At 63.9% G+C, this 24562-nt stretch carries 20 protein-coding genes and 2 pseudogenes; 14 read left to right on the top strand and 8 right to left on the bottom strand.

What is annotated here, in order from left to right:
* Positions 1-54: 54 nt before the first annotated feature.
* On the bottom strand, positions 55-1095 hold the full coding sequence (locus NKH98_RS08930) for an ABC transporter substrate-binding protein (RefSeq protein WP_352897748.1): 1041 nt from the start codon (positions 1093-1095) through the stop codon (positions 55-57).
* A gap of 147 nt (positions 1096-1242) precedes the next feature.
* On the opposite strand from NKH98_RS08930, the gene NKH98_RS08935 reads away from it, so the two are divergent.
* Both NKH98_RS08935 and NKH98_RS08940 read left to right on the top strand, forming a co-directional pair.
* Positions 1243-2292: a LacI family DNA-binding transcriptional regulator gene (locus NKH98_RS08935; protein ID WP_352897750.1), complete on the top strand. Its 1050-nt coding sequence runs from the start codon at positions 1243-1245 to the stop codon at positions 2290-2292.
* A gap of 53 nt (positions 2293-2345) precedes the next feature.
* A pseudogene (locus NKH98_RS08940) lies at positions 2346-3297 on the top strand (NADP-dependent oxidoreductase).
* On the opposite strand, the gene NKH98_RS08945 reads toward NKH98_RS08940, so the two are convergent.
* Positions 3290-4219 carry a sugar kinase gene (locus NKH98_RS08945; RefSeq protein WP_352897751.1) on the bottom strand — a complete coding sequence of 310 codons (930 nt, stop codon included), beginning with the start codon at positions 4217-4219 and terminating at the stop codon, positions 3290-3292. The pseudogene NKH98_RS08940 and the gene NKH98_RS08945 sit on opposite strands and share 8 nt — an antisense overlap.
* A 157-nt stretch (positions 4220-4376) precedes the next feature.
* Between NKH98_RS08945 and NKH98_RS08950 the strand changes: the two genes are divergently transcribed.
* Together NKH98_RS08950 and NKH98_RS08955 are read left to right on the top strand one after the other, a co-directional pair.
* Positions 4377-4823, top strand: a complete 447-nt coding sequence (locus NKH98_RS08950; protein ID WP_352897753.1) for a FixH family protein — start codon at positions 4377-4379, stop codon at positions 4821-4823.
* 7 nt (positions 4824-4830) lie between these two features.
* Positions 4831-6030 (top strand): cytochrome-c peroxidase, encoded by a 1200-nt coding sequence (locus NKH98_RS08955; RefSeq protein ID WP_352897755.1) that lies wholly within the window; start codon positions 4831-4833, stop codon positions 6028-6030.
* Between the two features lie 66 nt (positions 6031-6096).
* Here the strand turns inward: NKH98_RS08955 and NKH98_RS08960 are convergent, their stop codons facing one another.
* Positions 6097-6549 carry an Lrp/AsnC family transcriptional regulator gene (locus tag NKH98_RS08960; RefSeq protein ID WP_352897757.1) on the bottom strand — a complete coding sequence of 151 codons (453 nt, stop codon included), beginning with the start codon at positions 6547-6549 and terminating at the stop codon, positions 6097-6099.
* A gap of 163 nt (positions 6550-6712) precedes the next feature.
* Here NKH98_RS08960 and putA point away from each other — a divergent pair, with 163 nt between their 5' ends.
* Positions 6713-10324: a bifunctional proline dehydrogenase/L-glutamate gamma-semialdehyde dehydrogenase PutA gene (gene putA / locus NKH98_RS08965; RefSeq protein WP_352897758.1), complete on the top strand. Its 3612-nt coding sequence runs from the start codon at positions 6713-6715 to the stop codon at positions 10322-10324.
* A gap of 66 nt (positions 10325-10390) precedes the next feature.
* Here the strand turns inward: putA and NKH98_RS08970 are convergent, their stop codons facing one another.
* The 3 genes from NKH98_RS08970 to NKH98_RS08980 are packed head-to-tail and all read right to left on the bottom strand — an operon-like array spanning position 10391 to position 14310.
* Entirely contained in the window at positions 10391-11689 is a 1299-nt protein-coding gene (locus NKH98_RS08970; protein ID WP_352897760.1) for an energy transducer TonB family protein, read from the bottom strand.
* A gap of 36 nt (positions 11690-11725) precedes the next feature.
* Positions 11726-12157, bottom strand: coding sequence for a hypothetical protein (locus NKH98_RS08975; RefSeq protein WP_352897762.1), 432 nt, complete (start codon positions 12155-12157; stop codon positions 11726-11728).
* Between the two features lie 5 nt (positions 12158-12162).
* A complete protein-coding gene (locus NKH98_RS08980) occupies positions 12163-14310 on the bottom strand; it encodes a TonB-dependent hemoglobin/transferrin/lactoferrin family receptor (protein ID WP_352897764.1) in 2148 nt (715 codons plus the stop codon).
* Positions 14311-14598: 288 nt separating this feature from the next.
* Here NKH98_RS08980 and hemP point away from each other — a divergent pair, with 288 nt between their 5' ends.
* The 5 genes from hemP to NKH98_RS09005 all read left to right on the top strand — a co-directional run bounded on the left by hemP (position 14599) and on the right by NKH98_RS09005 (position 18841).
* The gene (gene hemP, locus NKH98_RS08985) at positions 14599-14805 is read left to right on the top strand and encodes a hemin uptake protein HemP (RefSeq protein WP_254818229.1); all 207 of its coding nucleotides are present in this window, start codon (positions 14599-14601) and stop codon (positions 14803-14805) included.
* A gap of 9 nt (positions 14806-14814) precedes the next feature.
* Positions 14815-15873: a hemin-degrading factor gene (locus NKH98_RS08990; protein ID WP_352897766.1), complete on the top strand. Its 1059-nt coding sequence runs from the start codon at positions 14815-14817 to the stop codon at positions 15871-15873.
* 11 nt (positions 15874-15884) lie between these two features.
* Positions 15885-16793 (top strand): heme/hemin ABC transporter substrate-binding protein, encoded by a 909-nt coding sequence (locus tag NKH98_RS08995; protein WP_352897768.1) that lies wholly within the window; start codon positions 15885-15887, stop codon positions 16791-16793.
* A gap of 5 nt (positions 16794-16798) precedes the next feature.
* Positions 16799-17896, top strand: a complete 1098-nt coding sequence (locus NKH98_RS09000) for a FecCD family ABC transporter permease (RefSeq protein ID WP_352897770.1) — start codon at positions 16799-16801, stop codon at positions 17894-17896.
* A gap of 156 nt (positions 17897-18052) precedes the next feature.
* The gene (locus NKH98_RS09005; RefSeq protein ID WP_352897772.1) at positions 18053-18841 is read left to right on the top strand and encodes a heme ABC transporter ATP-binding protein; all 789 of its coding nucleotides are present in this window, start codon (positions 18053-18055) and stop codon (positions 18839-18841) included.
* Positions 18842-18854: 13 nt separating this feature from the next.
* Here NKH98_RS09005 and rirA read toward each other — a convergent pair whose 3' ends face one another.
* A complete protein-coding gene (gene rirA / locus NKH98_RS09010; RefSeq protein WP_352897774.1) occupies positions 18855-19316 on the bottom strand; it encodes an iron-responsive transcriptional regulator RirA in 462 nt (153 codons plus the stop codon).
* Between the two features lie 191 nt (positions 19317-19507).
* Between rirA and NKH98_RS09015 the strand changes: the two genes are divergently transcribed.
* The 3 genes and pseudogenes from NKH98_RS09015 to NKH98_RS09025 all read left to right on the top strand — a co-directional run bounded on the left by NKH98_RS09015 (position 19508) and on the right by NKH98_RS09025 (position 21955).
* Positions 19508-20806, top strand: a complete 1299-nt coding sequence (locus NKH98_RS09015; RefSeq protein WP_352897776.1) for a DUF445 domain-containing protein — start codon at positions 19508-19510, stop codon at positions 20804-20806.
* Positions 20807-20889: 83 nt separating this feature from the next.
* A pseudogene (locus NKH98_RS09020) lies at positions 20890-21318 on the top strand (phasin family protein).
* A gap of 139 nt (positions 21319-21457) precedes the next feature.
* A complete protein-coding gene (locus tag NKH98_RS09025; protein WP_254818237.1) occupies positions 21458-21955 on the top strand; it encodes a MaoC family dehydratase in 498 nt (165 codons plus the stop codon).
* Between the two features lie 38 nt (positions 21956-21993).
* Here NKH98_RS09025 and NKH98_RS09030 read toward each other — a convergent pair whose 3' ends face one another.
* Positions 21994-23397 (bottom strand): aminotransferase-like domain-containing protein, encoded by a 1404-nt coding sequence (locus NKH98_RS09030; protein WP_352897778.1) that lies wholly within the window; start codon positions 23395-23397, stop codon positions 21994-21996.
* A 104-nt stretch (positions 23398-23501) separates the two neighbouring features.
* On the opposite strand from NKH98_RS09030, the gene NKH98_RS09035 reads away from it, so the two are divergent.
* Positions 23502-24425 (top strand): DMT family transporter, encoded by a 924-nt coding sequence (locus NKH98_RS09035; protein WP_352897780.1) that lies wholly within the window; start codon positions 23502-23504, stop codon positions 24423-24425.
* Positions 24426-24562: the final 137 nt, after the last annotated feature.

Raw genomic sequence — 24562 nt, forward strand, 5'->3', positions numbered from 1 at the left:
CATGTCGTTGTCGCGCGCTGCACATTTTTGCGCGACATGCGTCAGAGCTGAGAGTCAGCGAGCCATCATTTCATCGAAGGCTCGTTGGGCAGCCTCGCCATTCTTGACCCACCATTCTGAATTGGAAAACACCGAAGTGCCAGCATTTTCAGGGGCGGTCGCAAGTGTCTTCAGACGGCCCTCGGGAATAAGTCCACCCTCATATGCCGCAGGATTGACTGGGCCATAGGCAATGAAATCGGTCAGCTTGGCAACCCGCGCGGGCTGCGTCATCGCTGCAATGAGCTTCATCGCGGCTTCCTTGTTCGGCGCTCCCTTCGGCACCCCAAGACAGTCCGTGCCGATGACCGAACCCTTGAACGTGTAGTCAGCCGCGCCGCCATCGGCTTTCACGGTTTGGGCGCGTCCGTTCCAGGTAATGACCAAATCCGCCTCACCGTCTTTCAGCAACTGCGCGGACTGGGCGCCCGAGGTCCACCACACGGCGACATTTGGTTTAATCGCTTCAAGCCGCTTGATGGCGCGCTCTAGCCCTTCCGGCGTGCTGAGCACGGAATAGACGTCCGCCGGTGGCACGCCATCGGAGAGAAGCGCGATCTCGATCGAGTCTTGCGCATTGGCGCGCAACGCGCGACGGCCAGAAAATTTGGCAACATCCCAGAACTCCGCCCACGTCTTCGGCGGGTTCTGGCCATAGGTCTTGGTGTTCCACGACATGACGGTGCCATAGGAATCGAACGGATAGCAGTAGTCGGACTTTGCGCCGTCCGGCACGGATTTCGGATCGATGATCTTGTAGTCGAGCGGCTCCAGCAGCGATTGCGCGGCAGCCTGCGCCCCTTCCGGCGAACCCAGGTGGACGATATCGGTCGTGACTGCACCCGAGGTAACCTGCATCTTCAGGGCGGCCAGGCCGTCGCTCTGCGTCTCTTCGCGAACATCATAGCCGAGCTCTTTTGCAGCCGGGCCCCACATGGCCTCCTTGATGGCGTTGCCATAGTCGCCGCCCGCGGTCGTGATGGTGACCGTCTGCGCATGCACGGGCAGGGCAGCCGAGATTGCGAATGCTGTTAAGGAAATGCGTAGCCAGGACATAGGTTTTCCTCCCCAACTTTTATGGAATATTGCTTGAAAGAGCCATTATTTTGTAATCGTAACGTTACGATTGCATCTGGATACGTTAGAGTCAAGCTGCTTCCTATGGGAGTTCGGATTGACCGGGATGTCGAATTCGGTAACGCTATGGCGGTCAGCAAATCAGCCGGCGCTTTCGCAAATGAAGTCGGGCGAACAATGGCCAATCTAAAGCAGATCGCCGCGGAACTTTCCCTCTCGGTGACGACGGTGTCCCGCGCTCTGAAGGATGGGCCGGAAGTGCAGCCCTCGACCATAGCCCGCGTCAAGGAGGCGGCTAAGCGGGTCGGCTATTTACCAAATCATCATGGTCGCGCGCTCAAAACCGGTCGAACGCAGACGCTGACGGCGGTGCTCCCGATGGAGACACGAGACCATCTGTCCGATCTGTTGAAGCTTCCTTTGATCGAAGGCATGACGCTGGCGGCGCGGCAAGCCGGCTATAGTCTGTCCATCTATTCCACCACTCCCGACGACGATCCCGTTGAGAGTGTGCAGCGGCAGCTTCAGGCGCGCAGCGCAGACGGCCTGATCATCACACGCCTGGTGTCGGCTGATCCGCGCGTCAGGCTGCTGCTGGATCAACGCATGCCATTCGTCGCGTTTGGAAGAACCGACCTGGATATGGCCTATCCCTATGTCGATGTCGACAATGAACAGATTGCCTACGAGGCGACCCGGCGGCTCATGGATAAGGGCTGTCGACGCATTGCGCTGCAACTTCTCGTTCCGGAGGACCAGGCGAGTGCCATGCGTCTTTCCGGGTATGGAAGGGCAATGGCCGAGGCCGGTATTCCGATCGACCAGTCGCTGATCGGTCATGGCATGTTCACCATGGAATCGAGCGCCGGCTGGTTCGATCGCTTGCTGGCGTCATCAGATCCGCCAACGGGCTTGGCGTGCGCCAACGAACTGGGCCTTCTGGGAGCGTTGCACGCTCTCGGCAAGCGGGGTCTTGCAGCAGGTCGTGACGTCCACATCGTCACCCGCGACAGCACGCGGCTGGCACGCTTCCTGCCCGCAAAGATCGGAGTTCATTCCGTCGATATGGCGGGTGTTGGACGCAAACTTATCGAAGTCCTGGAGAGCCGGATCATCAATCCGCTTGGGCCGGTGGAGACAGTCTTGGTACAAGGCAGATTCGAGCCGGCCGAATAGTCCGGGCGGCCCTCAGGAGGCCACCTCGTTTTGAACCGGCCGGATCAGCGCCTTTGCGGCATCTGCCGGAACCGGAGCTCCAGGACGGCGATGTCCTGGTAGCGGTCCATGCTGCTGGGGTGAACCTGCTCGATTCCAAGGTCAGAACCGGAGAATTCAAGCTCATCCTGCCCTATCGGCGGCCGTTCATCCTGGGCCACGACGTGGCCGAACGGTTATCCGCGTGGGACCGAAAGTTCGCAAGTTCAAAGCCGGCGACGATGTCGATGCGCGGCCGCGCGATGGCCGGATTGGGACATTCGCCGAATTCATTGCCGTGGATGAAGCCGACTTGGCCTTGAAGCCTGAGAATCTCAGCATGGAAGAAGCGGCCTCGATTCCCCTGGTCGGACTGACCGCCTGGCAGACGCTTATCGACAGGGCAAACCTGACGAAGGGACAGAAGGTCTTCATTCAGGCTGGTTCCGGCGGCGTCGGAACATTCGCCATTCAGTTGGCCAAGCACCCCGGCGCGACCGTTGCGACAACCGCGAGCGCGGCGAGTGCCGATCTGCTGAAAAGCCTCGGCGCCGATGTCGTCGTCGACTACAGGAAAGACGACTTCGAGAAAGTTTTGTCGGGCTACGATGTCGTCTTGAACAGCCAGGACGCCAAAACACTGGAAAAATCCATGAGCGTGCTGAAAGCGGGTGGGAAGCTCATCTCCATTTCCGGTCCACCGGATCCCGAATTTGCCAGGAAAAGGGACTGAATTTGATGCTGAGGCCAGTGCTGCGCGTCCTGAGTCTCGGAATTCGGGCCAAAGCCAAGCGCCGCGGCGTGCAGTTTTCGTTCCTTTTCATGTGGGCGCAGGGCGATCAGCTGAGCAAAATCACCTCTCTCATCGAAGCCGGCGCGATCCGCCCGGTTGTGGATCGAGTCTTTCCATTCGAAGCGACCAATGACGCCCTGGCCTATGTCGAAACAGGACGCGCCAAGGGCAAGGTCGTCATCAAGGTCAGATAGCAGTTGCCTCGAACGCAGCCCGCAGCGTCTCGAACGGCGCCAGGGCGCCGCGCACCTGCACGACGGCGGCGGCGACGCGATGAGCGCGCAGCACGGCTTCTGCCGGGGCATGCCCGGCAAGGCGGGCAGCGAGGTAGGCGCCGTTGAAGGAGTCGCCGGCGCCGGTGGTGTCGACCGGCGCGGCGACATGCACCGCCGGCGCCGATTGCAAGCCGCCGTTCCGGGCGATCAGCGCCGGCTCCTCGCCGTTCTTGACGACGACTTCGCCGACCAGCTTTCGCATCCGTTCGGCTGTTTGCTGCGGTGTCGTATCACCAAACAGCACCTGCTCGTCGGGGAAGGTCGGCAGCGCGATGTCGGCAACTGCGAGCGCCTCGAGCATGACGGCCTGTGCTTCCTCGCGCCGGCGCCACAGCCGCGGCCGGTAATTGGGATCAAAGGCGATCAGCGAGCCGGCCGCGCGCGCTGTGGCCACGGCCGTCAGCAGTACCTTGCGTGGACCCTCGTCGAGAATTGCCAAAGTGATTCCGGAAAAATAGACAAGCGCCTGGTCTTCAAGGCTTTTCTGCAATGCGGCTGGGTCCGAAGCCAGCTGCCTTGCGGCCGCATCGGCCCGCCAATAGGTGAAAGAACGTTCGGCGCCGCTCAGCGTGATCGCATAGAGGCCGGGGCGGGCGCCCGCTATCACCGGGCTGGCGCCGATGCCGATGCCGTTCTCGGCCAGGAACTTGATCTGGTCGCGCGAGAACGGGTCGTCGCCGAAGGCCGACACGTAGGTCGCCGGCCGCTCGCTGCTCAAGGCATGCAGCGCCCATAACGTGTTGAACGTGTCGCCGGCAAAGCCCATGCGCCAGTTCGGCCCGGTCTGGCCCGAAAGCTCGAGCATGCACTCGCCAATCGAGGCGATGCCGTTTCCTGCCATGAAGCACTCCTCCATCCTGCAATTGCGGTGCTGTAGCTTTTTGCGGCCGGCAGCGCCATGCTTGGCGACGGCGGATTCTTGCGCTGGGCGCGATTTCCCACAGGGGCGTGGGACGCGATCTGCCCAGCGAAACGTTATCCGCAGAACAGGAATTGGTTTGGCATCGGTATGGCGTTATCTTCTTGGAGGCCTCGGCCTGGCTGCCTTGCTTGCCGGCGTGCTGACCGTCGTCTATCTGACGGCGCCGCATGCGCCGCAACCAAGCTCGGATGTAGGCCGTTCCAAGACGACGGCGAACAAGCTGTTCGTGGCGACTTTCGAGCCCGAGAAAGGCATCATCCGGCAGGGCGAACTGGAATCCTGGCTGCTGACGCTGAATACCGTCGACGGCGCGCCGGTGGAAGGTGCTGCGATAACGATTTCCGGCGGCATGCCGCAGCACAAGCACGGTCTGCCGACCAGCCCACAGGCGACCGATTACCTCGGTGCGGGGCGCTATCGCATCGACGGGGTCAAATTCACGATGAGCGGGTGGTGGCAATTGCATTTTGCCATTTCCGCTGCGGCCGGTTCGGACACTGTCGTCTTCAACGTGGTGCTGTGAGCCGCTGATGAGCCGGTTTTCCAGTCTTCTCGTGTTGGTGGTGGTGGCCGTGCTTGCCGGCTGCGGCAGACCGGAGTTTTCCGATGCCGAAAAGCAGACCATCGCCTCATTGGCGCTGTCCAGGCTGCCGCCGCTGAAGCCCGACACCACCAATCGCTTCGCCGATGTGCCGGCCGCCGCGGCACTCGGCTCGACGCTGTTCTTCGACACCGGGATGAGCGGCGACGGCACGGTATCGTGCTCGACCTGCCACAAGATCGACCGCCAATTCCAGGACGACCTGCCGCAAGCGGTCGGCGTCGGCCGCACCAATCGTCGTACCATGCCGTTGGCCGGCGTCGCTCATGATCCCTGGTTCTTCTGGGACGGGCGGCGCGACAGCCTGTGGGCGCAAGCGCTGACACCGCTTGAAAATCCGCTGGAGCAGGCGGGCAACCGCGCCGCCTTCGCGCATTACATCAAGGCCCGCTTCGGCGAGCGCTATGAGCGCATCTTCGGCCCGCTGCCGAACCTTTCGGGCGTGCCGGCCAATGCCAGCCCGCTCGGCACCGATGCCGAGAAGGCGGCCTGGAAAGCCATGCCCGCCAGCCAAGCCGAGGAGGTCAACCGCGTCTTTGCCAACATCGGCAAGGCGATCGCCGCCTTCGAGCGCTCGATCGCGCCGCCGCAGACACGCTTCGACCGCTTTGCCATCGATCTGGCTGCGGGCGCCGAGCCGAAAGGCGACGCTGCCTTTTCGCCGGAGGAAATCCTCGGCCTGAAGCTGTTCATCGGCAAGGCCAATTGCGTGACCTGCCACAATGGTCCGCGTTTTACCGACGGCAGCTTCCACAACACCGGCGTGCCGCCCGTCGCGGGCCTGCCGCCGGATCGCGGCCGCGTCGACGCGGTACGCCAAGTCGAGGCCGATCCGTTCAACTGTTTCGGCGCCTTTCGCGACGGCGATACCAACGCCTGCCGCGAACTGCGCTTCATGGTCAAGGCCGGGCCGGAACTCGTTCGTGCGTATAAGACGCCGTCACTGCGGGGTGCCGCCACCCGGCCTCCCTACATGCACGCCGGGCAGTTTTCCTCGCTCGACGAGGTGGTGGCACATTATTCCAAGGCACCGGCAAGCGTCGAAGGCGTATCGGAGATCCATCCGCTGCAGCTTTCGGATCGCGAACGCGCGGCGCTGGTGGCGTTTTTGAAGACACTGGCGGAGTGAGGGTGGCTCAGCGCGCTGTGTAGCGATCCTTCGCTGTCCCGCCAACATTACCGCAACAGCGCTCTCCTACCGATCCTTCACCGTCTCCATCGCGACAAACGTCGAGGTCTGGGCAACGTGCGGCAGGGCGGAGATCCGCTCGCCGAGCACGCGGCGATAGGCGGCGATGTCGGTGGTGCGGACCTTCAGCAGATAGTCGAAGCTCGACGCCATCATGTGGCACTGCTCGATCTCCGGCACCGCCTGCACGGCGCGGTTGAAGGCGTCGAGCGCGGCCAAGCGGGTGTCGGACAGTTTCACTTGGACGAAGGCGACATGACCTTCGCCCATCCGCTCGCGGTCGACGATCGCCTGGTAGCCTCTGATAAAGCCGTCCTTCTCCAACCGTTTCACCCGCGCCTGCACCGGCGTCTTCGACAGGCCGACTTTTGCCGCGAGTTCCGACATGGAAAGCCGGCCATTGCTGCCCAGCGCCGACAGGATGTTCCTGTCAATGCGGTCCAATTGGTCTTCTGTCATGAAAATTCTGGTCAAATTGACGGGCATCAGTCATCATGATAGATCAATCGACCTGCGCTGTCGATTTCTTTGGACCGACTGCGATCGGGCTTTGTGCTAGCTTTGCGCCATTCGGTCCGGCGACCGCCGGCCCGCTCCCTGATGCTCGCTCTACAGGACCGTCATGCCAGCGCTCGATGCCATCCGCCAGCAGATCCGTGCCAATTACCTGCCTGACGAAGACGAGGCTGTGAAGCGGCTGGCCGAGGCGACGGGGCTTTCAGGGAAAGACCGAAAGGCGATCTCGGCCCGCGCTGCCGATCTGGTGCGGGCAGTGCGCGGCTCGTCCGATCCGCGGCTGATGGAAGTCTTCCTGTCCGCCTACGGCCTCTCGACCAAGGAGGGCGTGGCGTTGATGTGCCTGGCCGAAGCGCTGTTGCGGGTGCCCGACACCGAGACGATGGACGACCTTATCGCCGACAAGATCGCGCCGCACGACTGGTCGGCGCATGCGGGCGGCTCGAGCTCGATCTTCATCAATGCGTCGACCTGGGCGCTGATGCTGACAGGCCGGGTGCTCGACGAAGGCGAGGGCGGCATCGAAGGCACGCTGCGCGCCATGGTGCGCCGGTTGGGCGAGCCGGTCATCCGCAAGGCGGTGGCGGCTGCCATGCGCGAAATGGGCGAGCAGTTCGTGCTCGGCCGCACCATTGCCGAGGCGGTCAGGCGCGGCCGGCCGATGACGCAGAAGGGCTATCTCTATTCCTTCGACATGCTGGGCGAGGCGGCCCGCACCGAGGCCGATGCCTTGCGCTATCTCAAGGCCTATGCCGACGCCATCTCGTCGCTCGATGCCGGCGCCAACGGCCCCGACATCCGCCAGAACCACGGCATCTCGGTCAAACTGTCGGCGCTGCATCCGCGCTATGAAGTGACGCAGAAGGAAAAGATGCTGCCGGTCATGGCCGAGCGGCTGCTGTCGCTGGCGCTCGCAGCGCGCCATTCGCGCATGGGCCTCAACATCGACGCCGAGGAAGCCGACCGCCTCGATTTGTCGCTGGACGTCATCGAGCGGGTGCTGGCCGAGCCGGAGCTTGCCGGCTGGAACGGTTTTGGCGTCGTCGTGCAGGCCTATGGCCCACGCGCCGCGTTCGTTATCGACTGGCTCTACGAACTGGCGAGGAAATATGACCGCAGCATCATGGTGCGGCTGGTCAAGGGCGCCTATTGGGACACCGAGATCAAGCGGGCGCAGACGCTCGGGCTCGACGGCTATCCGGTCTTTACCCGCAAGGCCAACACCGACGTCTCCTACCTGGCTTGCGCGAAGAAGCTGTTGGCGATGACCGATCGCATCTATCCGCAATTCGCCACCCACAACGCCCACACCGTCGCCGCCATCCTGTCGATGACGACGGACCGCGATACATTCGAATTCCAGCGGCTGCACGGCATGGGCGAAGCTCTGCACGAGACGGTGCGCAAAGCCGAAGGCACGCGCTGCCGCATCTATGCGCCGGTCGGCGCCCATTCCGACCTGCTTGCCTATCTAGTCCGCCGGCTGCTGGAGAACGGCGCCAATTCCTCCTTTGTCCACCAGCTCACCGACGAGGAGGTCGAGCCCGAGGACATTGCCCGCGACCCGCTCGATACGGTGGAGAAGCAAGGTCCCGCCGCCAATCCGGCGATCGTGCCGCCGTCGGCGATCTTCGGTCCCGGCCGGCGCAACTCCAAGGGTTTCGATATCACCGACACGCTGACGCTGGCTGCGATCGACAAGGCGAGGGCCGAGTTCGCCGGGCCGGAGCGCTGGCACGCCAAGCCGGTCAGCCGCGCTGCCGGCTACGGCAAGCAGCGTCCGGTCGTCAATCCGGCAAAACCTTCGGAAGTGGTCGGCACGGTCAGCGAGGCCGCCGCCAAGCAGGTCGAGACCGCGGTGCGCATCGCCGTCGAGGCACAACCGGCGTGGGCAAAACGCCCGGTTGCCGAGCGCGCCGCCATCCTCAACCGGGCGGCCGATCTCTACGAAGCGAACGCGGTCGAGTTCTTTGCACTCGCCGCCCGCGAGGCCGGCAAGTCGCTCGCCGACGGCGTTGCCGAGGTGCGTGAAGCGGTCGATTTCCTGCGCTACTATGCGGCCGAGGCCGCAAATGCCGAGGCGGGAACCGAGGCGCGCGGCGCCATCGCCTGCATCTCGCCGTGGAATTTTCCGCTCGCCATCTTCACCGGGCAGATCGCGGCAGCACTCGTCACCGGTAATTCCGTCATCGCCAAGCCTGCCGAACAGACGCCGCTGATCGCTTTTCGCGCCGTCCAGCTGCTGCGCGAGGCCGGCGTGCCGGAAGACGTCATCCAGCTTCTGCCCGGCGACGGCCCCTCGGTCGGCGGCCCGCTGACCGCTGACCCGCGCATTGCCGGCGTCTGCTTCACCGGCTCGACCGAGGTCGCCAAGCTGATCGAAAAGCAACTCGCCGAGACCGCTGCGCCCGATGCCATGCTGATTGCCGAGACCGGCGGCCTGAACGCCATGATTGTCGATTCCACGGCGCTGCCCGAACAGGCGGTGCGCGATATCCTGGCCTCCGCCTTCCAGAGTGCCGGCCAGCGCTGCTCGGCATTGCGCATTCTCTACGTGCAGAAGGACGTCGAGAAGAAGATGCTGGAGATGCTGAAAGGCGCGATGGAAGCACTCAGCCTCGGCGACCCTTGGCGGATATCGACTGATGTCGGCCCGGTCATCGACGACGAGGCGCAAGCGTCGATCCGCGACTACTGCACCAAAATGGGCCTGCAGGGCCGGCTGATCGCCAAACTCGAAGCACCGAAGGATGGCCGCTTCGTTGCGCCGCACGTCTTTCGGGTCAAGGGCATCGAGGAGCTGGAGCGCGAGGTGTTCGGGCCGGTGCTGCATGTCGCCACCTTCGATGCCGACGAGATCGATGCGGTGATCGCCGCGATCAACCGCAAAGGCTATGGCCTGACCTTCGGCCTGCACACCCGCATCGAAGGCCGCGCGCAGCATTTCGTCGATGGTATCAATGCCGGCAACATCTACGTCAACCGCAACCAGATCGGCGCCGTCGTCGGCGCGCAGCCGTTTGGCGGCGAGGGGCTTTCCGGCACCGGGCCGAAGGCTGGCGGCCCGCATTATCTCCGGCGCTTCCGCAAGGGGCCTGAGGCCGGCACCCATCTTGCCGAAGGCCGCAAGGTGACGGCGACCGAGCTCGCCGACAATCTGCCGGACCCGGCGCTTGGCGGCTGGTCGACGCGGCCGGATCGCGTCGCCATCCTGAGGAAACATCTGCGCGGCAAGGGCGCCGCGGCCATCGGCGCTGCAGCCGCCATCGATTTCGGCCAGGTCGACCTGCCCGGGCCGACCGGCGAGGCCAACACGCTGTCGCTGTCGCCGCGCGGGCGCGTGCTGTGCCTCGGTCCCGACGCGGATACGCTGCTTGCTCAGACCATCCAGGCGCTGGCCGCCGGCAATGCGGTGCTCGCCGTCGCGCCCGGCGCGCCGGCGGCGCTATCGGCGCTGACCGGCAAGGGCCTGCCGCTGGCGGCGATCGACGGCCGGCCGGACCCGGTCGAAGCGCGCTCGCTGCGGGTCGATGTCGTGGCCTTTTCCGGCACGCCCGAGGCCGCGCGCATCGTGCGCAAGGTCATCGCCGAGCGCGCCGGCCCGATCGTGCCGCTGGTCAGCGAAGTCTATTATCCGGCCGCCTATGCGCACGAGCGCGCCGTCTGCGTCGACACCACGGCGGCGGGCGGCAATGCCAGCCTGCTGGCCGCGGCCTGAGGGTTTCGCCAGGGCTCGCGTATCGCGGGCAGCGGCGGCGCCGGCTTTGGTGGCTGAGAGCGATAGTTACCTGATACCGAGCGGCACCTCGAACTGCCAAGCCGAGCGACCGGCTCCTTCCGGAATGGGAGGAAACGGAGAAGCCCGGCGGACTGCGTCGAGTGCGGCCTTGTCCAGCGCGGCAACACCCGAACTGCCCGTCAGCCTGGCCGACCGGACGCTGCCATTCGATGCGACGGTAAAGGCGACGGTGGCCGTGCCGGTGGCGCGCGTGCGTGTCGAATTGAACGCCCGCACCAGCTTTGACCGGATCTTGCCGGGATAGTTGGTGACGGCCGCATTGCCGATGCCTGATTTGCCGCCCCTGCTGGCGGTCAGGATCTTGCCGCCCTTCTTGCCGTCGGCCGCGCCGTGCACGACATCCGTTTCGTCGCGGCCGCCGGAACCGGTCTTTTTCTTCTTGGAATCGGCTTTGGCAAGTCCCTTGCTCGCCTTCTTGCCCAAGGCCGGCTTTTCGGGCTCGTTTGGTTCGGCTTTCCCGGCCGGCTTTTTCTGCACGGTTGCCTTTTTCGGCTGCTTGGGCTCCGGCCTGTCCGGCTTCGGTTCTTCCGCCGCGCCGACTGTCTCGGTCGTCTGAACCGTTTCGGCCAGCGCCGGGTCGGCTGGTGCCGGAGCACTCGTCTCGGCAGGCTCGGCCGTTTCGACCGCGCTGACTGGCGGCGGCACGGCATTGTCGTCGGCAGGCACCAGCCTGTCGGTCGCAAGAATGTCGGGCGATGGGCCCTGGCGGGCAGGGTGGACGGGTTGGGCAGGTGCGGGCTCGGTGCGATCGGCAGGCGCAGCAGCTTCCGTGGCGGCCTCGCTGACCGGCTCGACCACTTCTGTTCCGGAAGCTTCGGCCGCGCCAGTGACCGGCTGAAGCGTCTCCTCCGCCGCAGTCGCCTGTGCCTCGACCGTTTCGACGGGCTTGGCGTCGAGCATGGTCACCATCGTTACGTTGGCCACTTCCGGGTCGTCTCCGACATCGCCGGCTGCCTGCTGCGGGTCGGCGCCGAGCAGCATGTCGCCTTGCTGGTCGGCACCTTCGATCCTTGGCCGGTCGTCCGGCAGCGTGAGAAAAGCCAGCGCCACGGCTACGTGGAATGCGCAAGAGCAGGCGATCGCCACCGTCCAGTTGCGGCGCCGCTGCTTCTGTCGTGCCTGCCGCATTGGCTCCACAGGCACCGTAGGCAGGTCGCCGTCGGCATCGACGATGTAACCGTCTTCCGGTCTGTCGCGCAGCGAAACACGCAGCGGCTCGCGCGGGATGGCGAAATCCGGATCGTCCGGCTCCGGCGGCAGGAAACCGGCTAGCGGCCAGGCCACGGCGTTTCGTGCGAAGGCGGGTTCCAGTCCCAAAATTCAGACCCCGAAGGCGATGCCGGTCCTGGTCTGCGTCTTCAGCCCGCGCATGCAGGCATTCGGCTCGGCGCCGGCGCATTCCGTGGCGCTGTTGATCAACACGCGTCTGAGCTTGCTGCAATCGGTGCCGGCAAGGTCGAAACGCGTCACCTTGGTCTTGCCTGCCGGCAGCTCCTTGAAATCGAGCACGGTCAGCCGATCGACGACACCGACTTCGTTGAACAGCGCGATCTCGAATGCCGCCTTGGACAGATCGGCACCGAGATTGTTGGTGACCACGAAGGTCAGGCGGCAGCCCTTGTCGGATGGTTGCGCGCCGTTCAGTTCTAGGTTCAGCGCCGGCGCTGGCTGCTGTGTCCATGCCGGAGCCGCCGCAAGCGATATTGCCAGCACCGCAGCGAACAGACGAAGGGATGCCGTCATGCCTGTCATTGTCGTCAGCCTCCAAACCTCATGGTCGCCGCCAGCTTCAGGGTGACGCCGGGCTCGTAGACGACGCTCGTCGTCGATGCGTTCAGCGGGTTGGCGTATTTGACGCCGAACAGATTGTCGGCGCGAAAATCGACCTTGAAATTGTCGGTCGCCTGGTAGCTGGCGAAGGCATTGACCAGCGTATAGTCCTTGGCCACCGCGTTGCCCTGCGGCTTGCCGTTGTATTGCACCTCGCTGCCGATTGTCAGCCTGTCCTCGAGGAAGCGAAAGCCGAGTTGCCCGGTGACCTGGGAGGAGGGGACGGTGACAAGGTCCGCCCGTTCGCCTTCATAGGAGATGGTGTGGCCGTCGGTGACCGACGCCGACAGCCCGGCAAAGCCCCAGGCGGCGTCATAGACGCCCTCCATCTCGAAGCCGTGGATCCTGGCCTTGGCGAAATTCTGGTACTGGAAGCAGATCGGGATGCCCGGACCGAATGGGCAGCCGCTGGTCGGGTCGAACGGCGACAACGTCACGCCGTCGATGTAGTCATCGACGTTGTTGTTGAAATAGGCCGCCTTCAGCCGCAGCGCGTCATCAGCCTCGATGACGCCATTGGTGCTGTAATTGACGCCAAACTCCACCGTCTTGCCGATTTCGGGCTTCAAATTCGGATTGGGGAGAAACGGGAAGCTGACGCCTGACGGATGATTGCCGCTGATCAGCGTCTCCGACAGCGACGGAGAACGGTAGCCTTCCGCATAGGTGCCGTAGAATTGCAGCCCGGAAAGGCCGGCGGTTTCGAAGGGCGAAACGCCCACTGTGATGCGTGGCGATAGCCGGTTGCCAGAGGTTTCGCCGACATCGCTGTCGAGCTTGTAGCTGTCGTAACGCAGCCCGGCGATGACCTCGAGCCAGTGCCAGGTGAGCTGGTCCTGAACGTAAGCGCCGGAGACGTTTCTATCGCCCGAGGGCGTGTAGAAACTGTCGCCGCCCGCCGCGCCGCCTGTCTCGACATCGTCGCCGACCCAGTCGCCGCCATAGGACAGCTCATGCGCGATTCCAACGGTCTCGAATCTCGACGTGTTCCAGATGTCGATGCCGGAAGTTCCGATATCGAATGTCGACATCGAACCCGCTGGCAGGACGATCGGAAGACCGGTGACCGGATCAAACCGGTTTTGCGCGACAAGGGTCGTCAGATCGAGCTTGGTCTTGTTGTAAGACGCGTTGATGTGGAGATCGAGCCAGCTCCTGTCTTCGTCGGTGATGTTGTAGCGGGCCGTGAAGGTATTCGCCTTCAGGTCGGCGTCGTTCACCGGCGCACTGCCGCTGGTTTCGGTCCATCCGTCGTTCGAGCCGATCCAACCGAGCTTCAGCTCGCTGTTGTCGCTGGGGCGGATGGTCGTCTTGAGCAGCCCGCTCAAGACATCGAAGCCGGTGCCCGCTACAGTGTCGCCGCCGCCATGCCTGTAGTCGTCATAATCGCGGTAGACGATGTTGCCGAGCACGTCCCAATTCTCGTTGATCCGATAGGCACCGCTGGCACTGGTGGTCCAGCCTTCGCCGTTGGTTTCGTAGCGCCCGGTCGCTGCTGCTGCCCAGGTCTCGTCGGACTTGAGGAAATCCTGCGCATCCTTGGTGTCGAAAAAGACGACGCCGCCGATCGCCCCGGAGCCATAGGTGTTGGCGACCGGGCCGCGGATCACGTCGACGGATTTGATTAATTCGGGATCGATGTAGAAGGTCGATTGCGTGCCATGATCCGAGCGCTGGAAATTCTGACGGGCGCCGTCGACGATGACGGAGACGCGGCCGAAATCCTGCAGGCCGCGGATGTTGATGCTGGAGCTGACACGCCTTGCGTCGGCCTGGACGGCGACACCCGGCACACCGAACAGCATTTCGTTGGGCGTCGTCGCCATGCGGCGCTCGAGCTGTTCCTCGTCGACATGGCTGGCTGAAGCAAGCGATTCGATCGCCGTCTCGCCGGTGCGGCTGAGGATCAGGATCTTGTCGAGCAGCGTGGTACCCGTCGGAGCCGGCTTTGCCTGTTCGGGCTGTTGTGACGGGTCAGTCCGTTGCTGGCCGGTTGCCGGTTGGGCGGCCTGCTGGGCGCCGGCCGGCGTGGCGAGCAGCGGGATCGCCGCCGCGCCGGCCAGCAACGCGGCCATTTTGCTTGCCGTAGACCCCATTTTTCTTGCCGTCGACCAGTGTGCCAGGCCGCTGCCCGCCGGCCGTCCCCAATTCGCCAACCCCATGCTGCAACTCCAAGAATCCATGTTCGATGCTGGCTGGCTTGGGGCTCGCTGGCATTTTTCATCGCGTCCGGCGTCTTAAATGTTGACTCATTTACTCCGGTATTGCACTGCTAGATAACATGACCATTCGAGTCAAGAATTGAATCGGCATTTCACGCAGGCGCCGAGCCAGATGCCCGGCACAGGAAAGGGATCGAACCAATGAACACGCACAATCCCAGCGACTTTCGCTATCGCGTCCGCCGTTCCGACGAAAATTCCATCCGTTTCGAGCGGGTCCAATCGGCCGTGAGAACGCTGTCCAGCAACACGCTGTTCCAGGGTGAGCACGAGATCGGCATCGAGCATCACGGTGCGCTGTATCGGCTGAAGATCACCCGGCAGGGCAAGCTCATCCTCAACAAGTAGGTGGTAGAAATGGACCAGCGCGTAAAACCCGCCCCGCACGAGATCCGGCGGGCACGGGCAGACAATCCGAAGATGCGCGAGCGTGAGCTCGCCGCCCAGCTGAGGATTTCGGAGGCCGAACTGGTCGCCGCGCATTGCGGCGACGGGGTCGTGCGCGTCGAGCCGCGTGTCAACGACCTCTTGACTGGCCTCGAAGCTGTCGGTGAGGTGATGGCGCTGACCCGCAACGAAAGCGCGGTGCACGAGAAGATTGGCGTCTACGACAAGGTCGTCACCGGCAATCACAATGCCATGGTGCTCGGCGAAAACATCGACCTGCGCATTTTCCCAAAAGTCTGGGCGCACGGCTTTGCCGTGGAAAAGCGCGATGGCGCCGACATCCGCCGCAGCCTGCAGTTCTTCGACACCGCAGGCGAGGCGGTACATAAGGTGCATCTCAGGCCAGCCTCCAACCTCTACGCCTATCAGAAACTGGTGGCCGGGCTGGAATCGCCGAACCAGGAGCCGACGATGGCGATTTCAGCGGGCACGGCTGACGAGACCGAGACTGCGGACAATTCGGCGAGCGTCGACGATCTGCGCAACCGCTGGAGCCAGTTGACCGACGTGCACCAGTTCTTCGGCATGCTGAAGACACTGAAGATCAACCGCCGACAGGCGGTGCGCATGGTCGGCCAGGACTACGCCTGGCTGGTCGACAAGGATGCAGTGAACGCCATGTTCAACCACGCCGCTGCCGGCGCCATTCCGATCATGTGCTTTGTCGGCAATCGCGGCTGCATCCAGATCCATTCCGGCCCCGTCGCCTCGATCAAGCCGATGGGACCATGGCTCAACGTGCTCGACGAGACCTTCCATCTGCACCTGCGGACCGACCACATCGATGAGGTCTGGGCCGTGCGCAAGCCGACCAAGGACGGCCATGTCACGTCGCTCGAAGTCTATGGCGCCGACGGCAAGATGATCATCCAGTTCTTCGGTAAGCGGCACGAAGGCGAAAGCGAGCGCGAAGACTGGCGCTTTCTGGCCGAAAACCTGCCGCGCATTCCAAGCCCGACCGCAGCCTGAGGACAACGACTATGGTGTCTTTGCTCAAACGGGCGCGTGTTTTCAGAATGGCGCTCGGGCCGGCGATCGCCCTTTTCCTGGCCTTTGCCGCATTGCTGCCGGCCCACGCCACTGAAGGCACGGAGGTCTTTGCGGACCCGTCGAAGATAGCCGCCATCGGCGGCTCGATCACGGAGATCGTCTTTGCGCTCGGCGAGCAGGATCGGCTGGTCGCCCGCGATTCGACCAGCCGTTACCCCGAGGCGGCGCTCAAGCTGCCTGACATCGGATACATGCGCCAGCTGTCGCCGGAGGGTGTGCTGTCGGTCAATCCGTCGGGCATATTGGCCCTGCACGGCAGCGGACCGAAGGAAGCCGTCGACGTCTTGAAGAAATCAAGCATCCCGTTCATCGAGGTGCCCGAGCGCTATGATAATCAAGGCATTCTCGAAAAGATCCATATCGTCGGCAAGGCGCTCGGCACCGAGGCCAAGGCCGATGCGCTGGCGGCCCAGACAGACGCCAAGCTGAAGGCAGCTGAAAAGCAGACCGCCTCGATCAAGGAGCGCAGGCGCATCCTGTTCGTGCTGTCGATCCAGGGCGGCAGGCTGCTTGCCGCCGGCAGCGACACCGCCGCCGACGGAATCATCAAGCTGTCGGGCGGCATCAACGCCATCGATGGCTTTGCCGGCTACAAGCAATTGTCGGACGAAGCAGTCATCACCGCCAGGCCCGACGTGATCCTGATGATGAACAATGCCGGGCGGGCCACCGCGGATGACGAATTGTTTTCGAACCCTGCCGTGGCTTCGACGCCGGCGGGTGCAGCCCGCACGCTGATCCGCATGGACGGCGGCTACCTGCTCGGCTTCGGTCCACGCACGGCCGACGCCATCCATGATCTCGCCGTCTCGCTCTATGGCAGCCAGGTCGCGGATTGAGCGCGATGGCCGATCATTCGATCGCCGGTGCGACGGGCATTATGGCGACGGCAGGTGACCGTTCGCGGCGTGCCCGCCTCGTCATCGTGCTGCTCTGCGTCGGGCTGGTTATCGCCGTGCTGTTGTCGCTGACCTCCGGCGCGTCCGATGCCTCGGCCATCGGCGTCATGCACAACTGGCTGTTCGGCGCGTTGCCCGGCGACGCGGCGTTGAGCGCCCGCGACCGCCTGATCGTCCATGACATCCGTCTGCCGCGCATCATTCTGGGCGTGCTGATCGGCGCATCGCTTGCCGTCTCCGGTGCCGTCATGCAGGGGTTGTTCCGCAATCCGCTGGCCGACCCCGGCCTGATCGGCGTTTCGGCTGGATCGAGCCTCGGTGCGGTCGCCGTCATCGTGCTTGGTTCGACCATGCTGGCGCCGCTGACTTCAGCGCTCGGCACGACGGCTTTGCCGCTGGCTGCGTTCTGCGGCGGGCTGGCGACGACATTGCTGCTCTATCGGGTCGCGACACGACAAGGCCGGACCTCGGTCGCCACCATGCTGCTCGCCGGCATCGCGCTGGCGGCGCTTGCCATGGCGCTGACCGGCATCCTGATCTTCATGGCCGACGACCGGCAATTGCGCGACCTGACCTTCTGGCAGCTCGGTTCGCTGGGCGGCGCAACCTGGCAGAAGATCGGCTCGGTCGGGCCGGTCATCGTGCTGGCGCTGGCGGCAATGCCGTTCCTGGCGCGCGGCCTCAACGCGCTGGCGCTTGGCGAGGCCACCGCCGGCCATCTCGGCATCCCGGTGCAGCGGCTGAAATACACCGCCATCATCGGCGTCTCGGCAGCGGTCGGCGCCTCCGTCGCGGTCAGCGGCGGCATCGGCTTCGTCGGTATCGTCGTACCGCATTTGCTGCGTTTGCTGATTGGCCCGGACAACCGCTATCTGCTGCCTGCATCGGCACTGCTTGGTGCGGCGCTGCTGCTTTTGGCCGACGCCGTCGCCCGCACCATCGTCGCCCCGGCCGAATTGCCGATCGGCATCGTCACCGCGGTCGCCGGCGCACCGTTCTTCCTGTGGATACTGCTGCGTAAGCGCGGCGTCATAGACCTGTGAGAGACCGTTTGGAAACTCTACTCTGGCGGCCATCTGATGGCGTTTTTCTGCGCTTCCGGTGCTCACGGACCCAAATGTCCGCTCCGCTCCGGTTCTCGAAACCACCACATATGACTCGCCAGAGCGAATTTCGAAACAGTCTCTAAGAGGGTTTTTATGATCGAAGCGCGGGATGTCTCGGTGGCGATCGGCGGCAAGCGCATTGTCGCCCATATCGATTTCGCGGCTCGGCCCGGCGAGGTCGCGGCCATCGTCGGCCCTAATGGTTCGGGCAAGACGACCTTTCTCAGAGCACTGTCCGGCGATCTTGCTTATTCGGGAGAGGTCGCCATCAACGGCCGCAATCTATCCGCGATGAAGCCGGTCGAGGCGGCGACGGTGCGCGCGGTGCTGCCACAGGCGACGACGCTGTCCTTCCCGTTCACCGTGCGTGAGATCGTCAGGCTAGGCCTGGTCGGCGGGCGCTCCGGCGCGTTGCCCGGCGAGGACCAGCGCCTGCCCGAACGGGCGCTGGCTCGCGTCGACCTCGACGGTTTTGCCGGCCGCTTCTACCAGGAGCTGTCCGGCGGCGAGCAGCAGCGCGTGCAGCTTGCCCGCGTCCTGTGCCAGGTATGGGCGCCGGTGCTCGACGGCAAGCCGCGCTATTTGTTCCTCGACGAGCCGGTGTCCAGCCTCGACATCAAACACCAGCTGATCATCATGCACATCGCGCGTGATTTCGCCAGGCGCGGCGGCGGCGTGGTCGCCATCCTGCACGACCTCAATTTGACGGCGATGTATGCCGACCGGATTTTCGTCATGCATCGAGGCAGGCTCGCCGCTACAGGTTCGCCGCAACAGGTGCTCAGCGACGAGCTGATCGAAAAGGTCTTCGATTGCCGGCTGAAGGTCGGCGTGTTGCCGGCGGCAAACATGCCGTTCGTACTGCCGCAATCGGCGGCTTAGGCAATCAGAGAACTCAAGCGGCCGGCGCCCTTTGCACCAGCATGTCGATGCCGAGCAGGTGCCGCACATTCGGGCGCGCCGCCACCAGATCGGCGATCGTGTAGCGCGACAGCACGGCGAAGAAGGCGTTGAGCGCTTCGCGCAATGCCGAATTCAAGGCGCAGCTGTCGACCAGCGGGCATTCGGCGGCGTCGTTCTCGAAGCACTCGGCCATGGCAAAGCTTTCCTCCGTCACCCGCACGACATCGAACAGGCTGATTGAGTCGGCCGCACGGCCGAGCCTGACGCCGCCATTCCTGCCGCGCACCGTTTCGATCAGCCCGTGCTCGACCAGCGGCTGCAGGATCTTGAACAGGAAAAGTTCCGATACCGAATAGGCGGCGGCGATCTCGGGGATGCGGCTCAACCGTTCGGTGTTGGCGGCGCAATACATCAGAATGCGCATGGCGTAGTTTGTCTGACGGGTAAGCCGCATCGTGTCCTCACATAGCAATGGTTGGCGTCAATATGGCCTATAGTTTGGAACAATTCCAGACTGGCGCTGCATAATAGATGAATTCCGGCCTCAAGTTTGCGTGCACGATTGCGCGCGCTGAAACCAGCGGCGCGCTTTCCGGGGCAGGCGGCACTAGATAAGTTCGCATACACGATCAGGAGCGGCCCATCATGTCTCGACCAGCCCCGGCATTTGCATCTGTCGCGTCCGCCCGGTTCGATGCCGATGCCAGGCTTTCGGCGCTCAGGCGCACCAAGTTCGTTGCCGCCGCAGCACTTGCGTTTTGCGTGCTGGTCTTTGCGGTGGCGAAATCGCTCGAGAGCCGGCATGCGTGGCTGGGCTTCGTCGCCGCTTTCGCCGAGGCGGCGACGATCGGCGGGCTGGCCGACTGGTATGCGGTGGTGGCGCTGTTTCGGCGGCCGCTTGGCCTGCCAATCCCGCATACGGCCATCATCCCGGAAAACCAGAACCGCATCGCCGACAATCTCGGCCGCTTCATCGAGGTCAATTTCCTGGCGCCGGAACCGGTGCGCGAAAAGCTCGCCGAGGTGGACTTTTCGGCGCTGGTCGCGGACTGGCTGGCCGACCCGAACCGCGCCGCCGATTTGTCGCGTTTCGTTGGCCGGCTGGTGCCGCAGACGCTGGCAGCGGTCGAGCAATCCGGGCTGCGCGGATTCGTCACCAGCCGCATGCTGGAGCAGATCGAGAAGGTACCGCTGGCGCCGCTTGCCGCCGAGCTGCTGTCGGCGCTGACCGACGATCGCCGCCACCAGAAATTATTCGACGAGTTCACCAAGGTGGTCGGCCGCTTCCTGAGCGACGAGCAGGCGCTGGCGACGATGCGCGAGAAGATCCGCGAGGAACTGCCGTCGCTGTTCAACCTGTTTCGCGCCGACGCCTATCTGTTGAAGAAGATCGTTGCGTCGGCCGGCTCGCTGCTCGATGAGGTGCGGGCCGATCCGCACCACCCGATGCGAGCCGAATTCGACCTTTTCGTCGAAACCTTCGTCGAGCGGTTGAGGACATCCAAACAATATGCCAGGCGCGCCGAAAAGCTGAAGCGCGATTTCCTTGCCCGGCCAGAGCTCAGCGCGTTGGCCGGCGATATGTGGGACAGCCTGCGGCTGTTCATCGAACAGGACGCCAAGGCGCCGAATTCGATGATCCGCGACCATCTCGCCACCATGTTCGTCGAGGTCGGCCGCCATCTTGCCGACGACGCGCAGATCAGGGCCGACATGAACCAGGGCTTCATCGTGGCGCTGGCCTCCTTCGTCGAAAGCCAGAAAAGCGGCGTGTCGAAGTTCATTGCCGACCAGGTCAAGCGCTGGGACCTCGCGCAACTGACAAGGCTTATAGAAATGAACATCGGCAAGGACCTGCAATATATCCGCTTCAACGGCATGATCATCGGTGGCCTTGCCGGGCTCGTGCTCTACATCGCCGAACGGCTGTTTCTCGTCGGCTGACTCGTCCGAATGGACCGCTGAGCTTCGCTGCACTATCTTCGGTGCAGTGGCGGCGTTCACGGCAACAGGGGGAGAGAACCAGCATGGCAAAACGACCGGAGTCTGAGTCCTTCATCGAGATGTTCGGCAAGTTCGGCCGCGACCTGAAGCTGCCGAATGTCGACGTCGAGGCGATCCTCGCCCACCACGCCAGGAACCTGGAGGCGCTGGAGAAGTCGGCCCGGGCGAGTGCCGCCGGAGCGTCGGCGCTGTTGTCAAGGCAACGCGAGATGCTGCAGGACACACTGCGCGAAATCACCGACATGGCACAAAACTACTGAGCGCCCGGCACTCCGCAGGAAATGATGCAGAAGCAGGCGGCGTTCGCCAGGAAATCCTTCGAGACCGCGCTGAAGAATGCCGGCGAGATGGCGGAACTGGCGAGGGCGTCCGGCACCGAATCGATCGAAATCCTGCGCAGCCGCATCAAGGAGGCGATGGAGGAGATCCGCGCCGGCCATCATAAGGGGTAAGCTGTTCCCCGGCAGCACGCTTGCCGGCAGCGACGACCGGCGGTTCGCGGCCGAAGATTATGGGCTGGAATCGCACTGGCGAATTGACAGGGGGGGGCCGGTCGTGGTCCGGAACAGGCAAGCGATCGGGAAAGCAGGAATGACGCAGATACGGCCGAGGACGCCGCCGACCTTCGAGCAACTCAGGGCGATGGCCGGGCAGGAGTTGGGCGTTTCGGACTGGACGTTGGTCGATCAGCACCGCATCGACCAGTTTGCCGAATGCACTGGCGATCATCAATGGATCCATGTCGATCCCGAACGGGCGAAGCGGCAAAGCCCGTTCCGCACCACGATCGCGCATGGCTATCTGACCCTGTCGATCATCGGCGCGCTGGCGCTCGAGATGGGGATCGTGCCCGAAAACACGCAGGCCGCGTTCAACTACGGTTTCGACAAAGTGCGTTTCGTGGCGCCGGTCAGGGTCGGCTCGCGAATCAGGCTGCGCACCACGCTGTTGTCGATGGAAGACAAAGGTCCGGGGCAGTATTTGATGAAGGCCGCCAATACAGTCGAGATCGAAGGCGAGCAAAAGCCGGCGCTGACCGCCGAGACGCTCGTCATGCTTTATGCACGCCGCAAGCGGGCAGGGGCCTGAGAACACAGCCTCAGGCCAGCAGGCTTCCGGCAGCGCAATCAACGCGACATCGCCTCTTCAAGCGCCCTGAAAATCCGGTCGTCTCCCGATTGGGCGACGTTGAAGCGCATGTAACGGCTGGCCGAACGGGACAGGCTGAACGCATTGCCGGGCGCAAGCACGACGTTGGCCGACAAAGCGTGACGGGCGACGTCCGCGGCATCTATTCCCTCCGGCAGCCTGCACCATAAAAACATGCCGGCCGGCTGATCTATCCACGGCACAATGCCGATTGCTCTGAGCCGGGTGCCGGTTTCTTCCATGGCGCGCGAGAGCCGCGCGCGCAGCAGATCGACGTGCTTGCGATAGAGGCCGTCCTTCAGCAACGTCAGCACCAGTTCGGATGCAAGTCGCCCGCTGCCAAAGGATGTGGCAATCTTGAGATCGATCAAACCTTCCATCCAGTCGCGAGGAGCGGCGATGAAGCCGCAGCGCACCGATGCCGACAGCGTCTTGGAAAAGCTTCCGATATGGATAACCCGGCTGAGGCCGTCGAAGGCCGCCAGCCTGGGCGCGGGCGTGTGTTCGAAATCGGCGAAGATATCGTCCTCGATGATCGTCAGCCCCGACTGGTCGGCGAGCTTCAGCACCCGATGGGCAACGACCGGGGACAATATCGCGCCGGTCGGATTATGGAGCGCCGAATTGGTGATGTAGAGGCGCGGCCGGTGCTCGCTCAGCGCCTGCGCGAACAGTTCGATGTCCGGCCCCGAGCGCGTGTAGGGGACACTGATCACCTTGGCCCGATGGGCGCGCAACAGGGCATGGAAGTTGAAATAGCAGGGATCGTCGACCAACACCGTGTCACCCGGTTCGAGCAGGAACCGGCACAGCAGGTCGATCGCCTGAGTGCCCGATTCCGTCAGCATGATCTGTTCCGGGGACGCTTCGATGCCGTGCTCGGCCATGCGCCGCGCCAGCAGGTGTCGCAACGCCGACAACCCGAGCGGCGTGCCGTAATCGGTCAGCGCTGCGTCGTCGGCGCGGGCCATCGTCCGCAGCGCGCGACGCAATCCAGCCTCGGGCATCCATGACGCCGGCAACCAGCCGCAACCCGGTTTCAGGACGCCGTCGCCGGCTTCCAGCGATTGGCGTGAGACCCAGAGCGGGTCGACAGCACGGTCAAGCCTGGGGCCGATCTCGGCTAGCGACAGCGGAGCCAGCGGTCCGGCGGCATAGAAGCCCGAGCCTGGCCGCGAGCGGATCATGCCTTCCGCCGCAAGTCGTTCATAGGCTTCGACCACGGTGGATTTGGAAACCTGCATGGCCTTGGCGAAAGCCCGGATCGAAGGCAGCCGCATTCCCGGTGTCAGGCTGCGCGAGGCGATCCTGTGCCTGATCGTCGCCATGACGCTTTCGACAAGCGTCCGGCTGCCTTCATCTGTTGTCGTCTGCTCGTCCATCCGTACTGCTCGCCCCACCATGACAGTTTTGTCAAACTGTACCTGATTATCTCTGGCGGAGCCATACGCTCGGCCCGATAGAGGGCGAAATCAGCGGGGCATCTATGGACAAGGCGGCGAGTAGCTGGGCGGCGAGTAGCTGGGCGGCGAGCAGTTGGGCGGCGAGTGGCTGGGCGGCAAGTGGCTGGGTCAACGGGTTCATCGGCGTGCTGATCTTCAGCGGTTCGCTTCCGGCGACGCGCGTGGCGGTGATGGATTTCGATCCGGTGTTCGTAACGGTCGCCCGTGCGGCTTCGGCGGGCATCCTCGGCCTGGCGCTGCTGCTTCTCTTTCGCCAGAAGCGCCCGGAGCGGCGAGATCTGTTCCCGCTGGCGATCGTGGCGCTTGGCGTCGTGGTCGGCTTTCCCCTGCTGACGGCGCTGGCGCTCAAACACATCACGTCGGCTCACTCGATCATTTTCGTCGGCCTGTTGCCGTTGGCGACCGCGATCTTCGGCGTGGTTCGAGGCGGCGATCGCCCGAAGCCGGCGTTCTGGCTGTTCTCGTGCCTCGGCAGCGCCCTTGTCGCCGGTTTCGCAGTCACCCAAGGCCTGTCGGTCTCGCCGCTCGGCGACATCTTGATGCTGGCCGCCATCATCGTGTGTGGATTGGGCTATGCCGAAGGAGCGGCGCTGTCGCGCAAACTCGGTGGTTGGCAGGTGATTTCGTGGGCGCTGGTGCTGTCGCTGCCGGTCATGCTGGCGCTGACGTTCATCACCATGCCGCCGTCGCTCGAAAGTGCCGGCAGGGGCGCATGGATAGGCCTGGCCTATGTTTCGCTGTTCAGCATGCTGATCGGTTTCGTGTTCTGGTATCGCGGCCTGGCGCAAGGCGGCATCGCCGCGGTCGGGCAGTTGCAACTGCTGCAGCCCTTCTTCGGCCTTGGGCTGGCGGCAGCGCTGCTGCATGAGCAGGTCAGTCCCGCCATGATCGCCGTCACCGCCGCCGTCGTGCTTTGCGTCGTCGGTGCCAAGAGATATGCAAAATAGGTGCGCCAGCGCACTCTTGACTCGATACAATCGCGTCCAATTGATACCAAGAGCTGCCGACCTGGCGGAACGACGTCTCGAGGTGCCGAGTCGGCCAGAGTGGCACAAGGCGCGAGGTGGCCTCACGTCGGCGTGGA

The sequence above is a fragment of the Mesorhizobium sp. M0833 genome, assembly GCF_040319905.1.
In the GTDB taxonomy this organism is placed as follows: Bacteria; Pseudomonadota; Alphaproteobacteria; order Rhizobiales; family Rhizobiaceae; genus Mesorhizobium.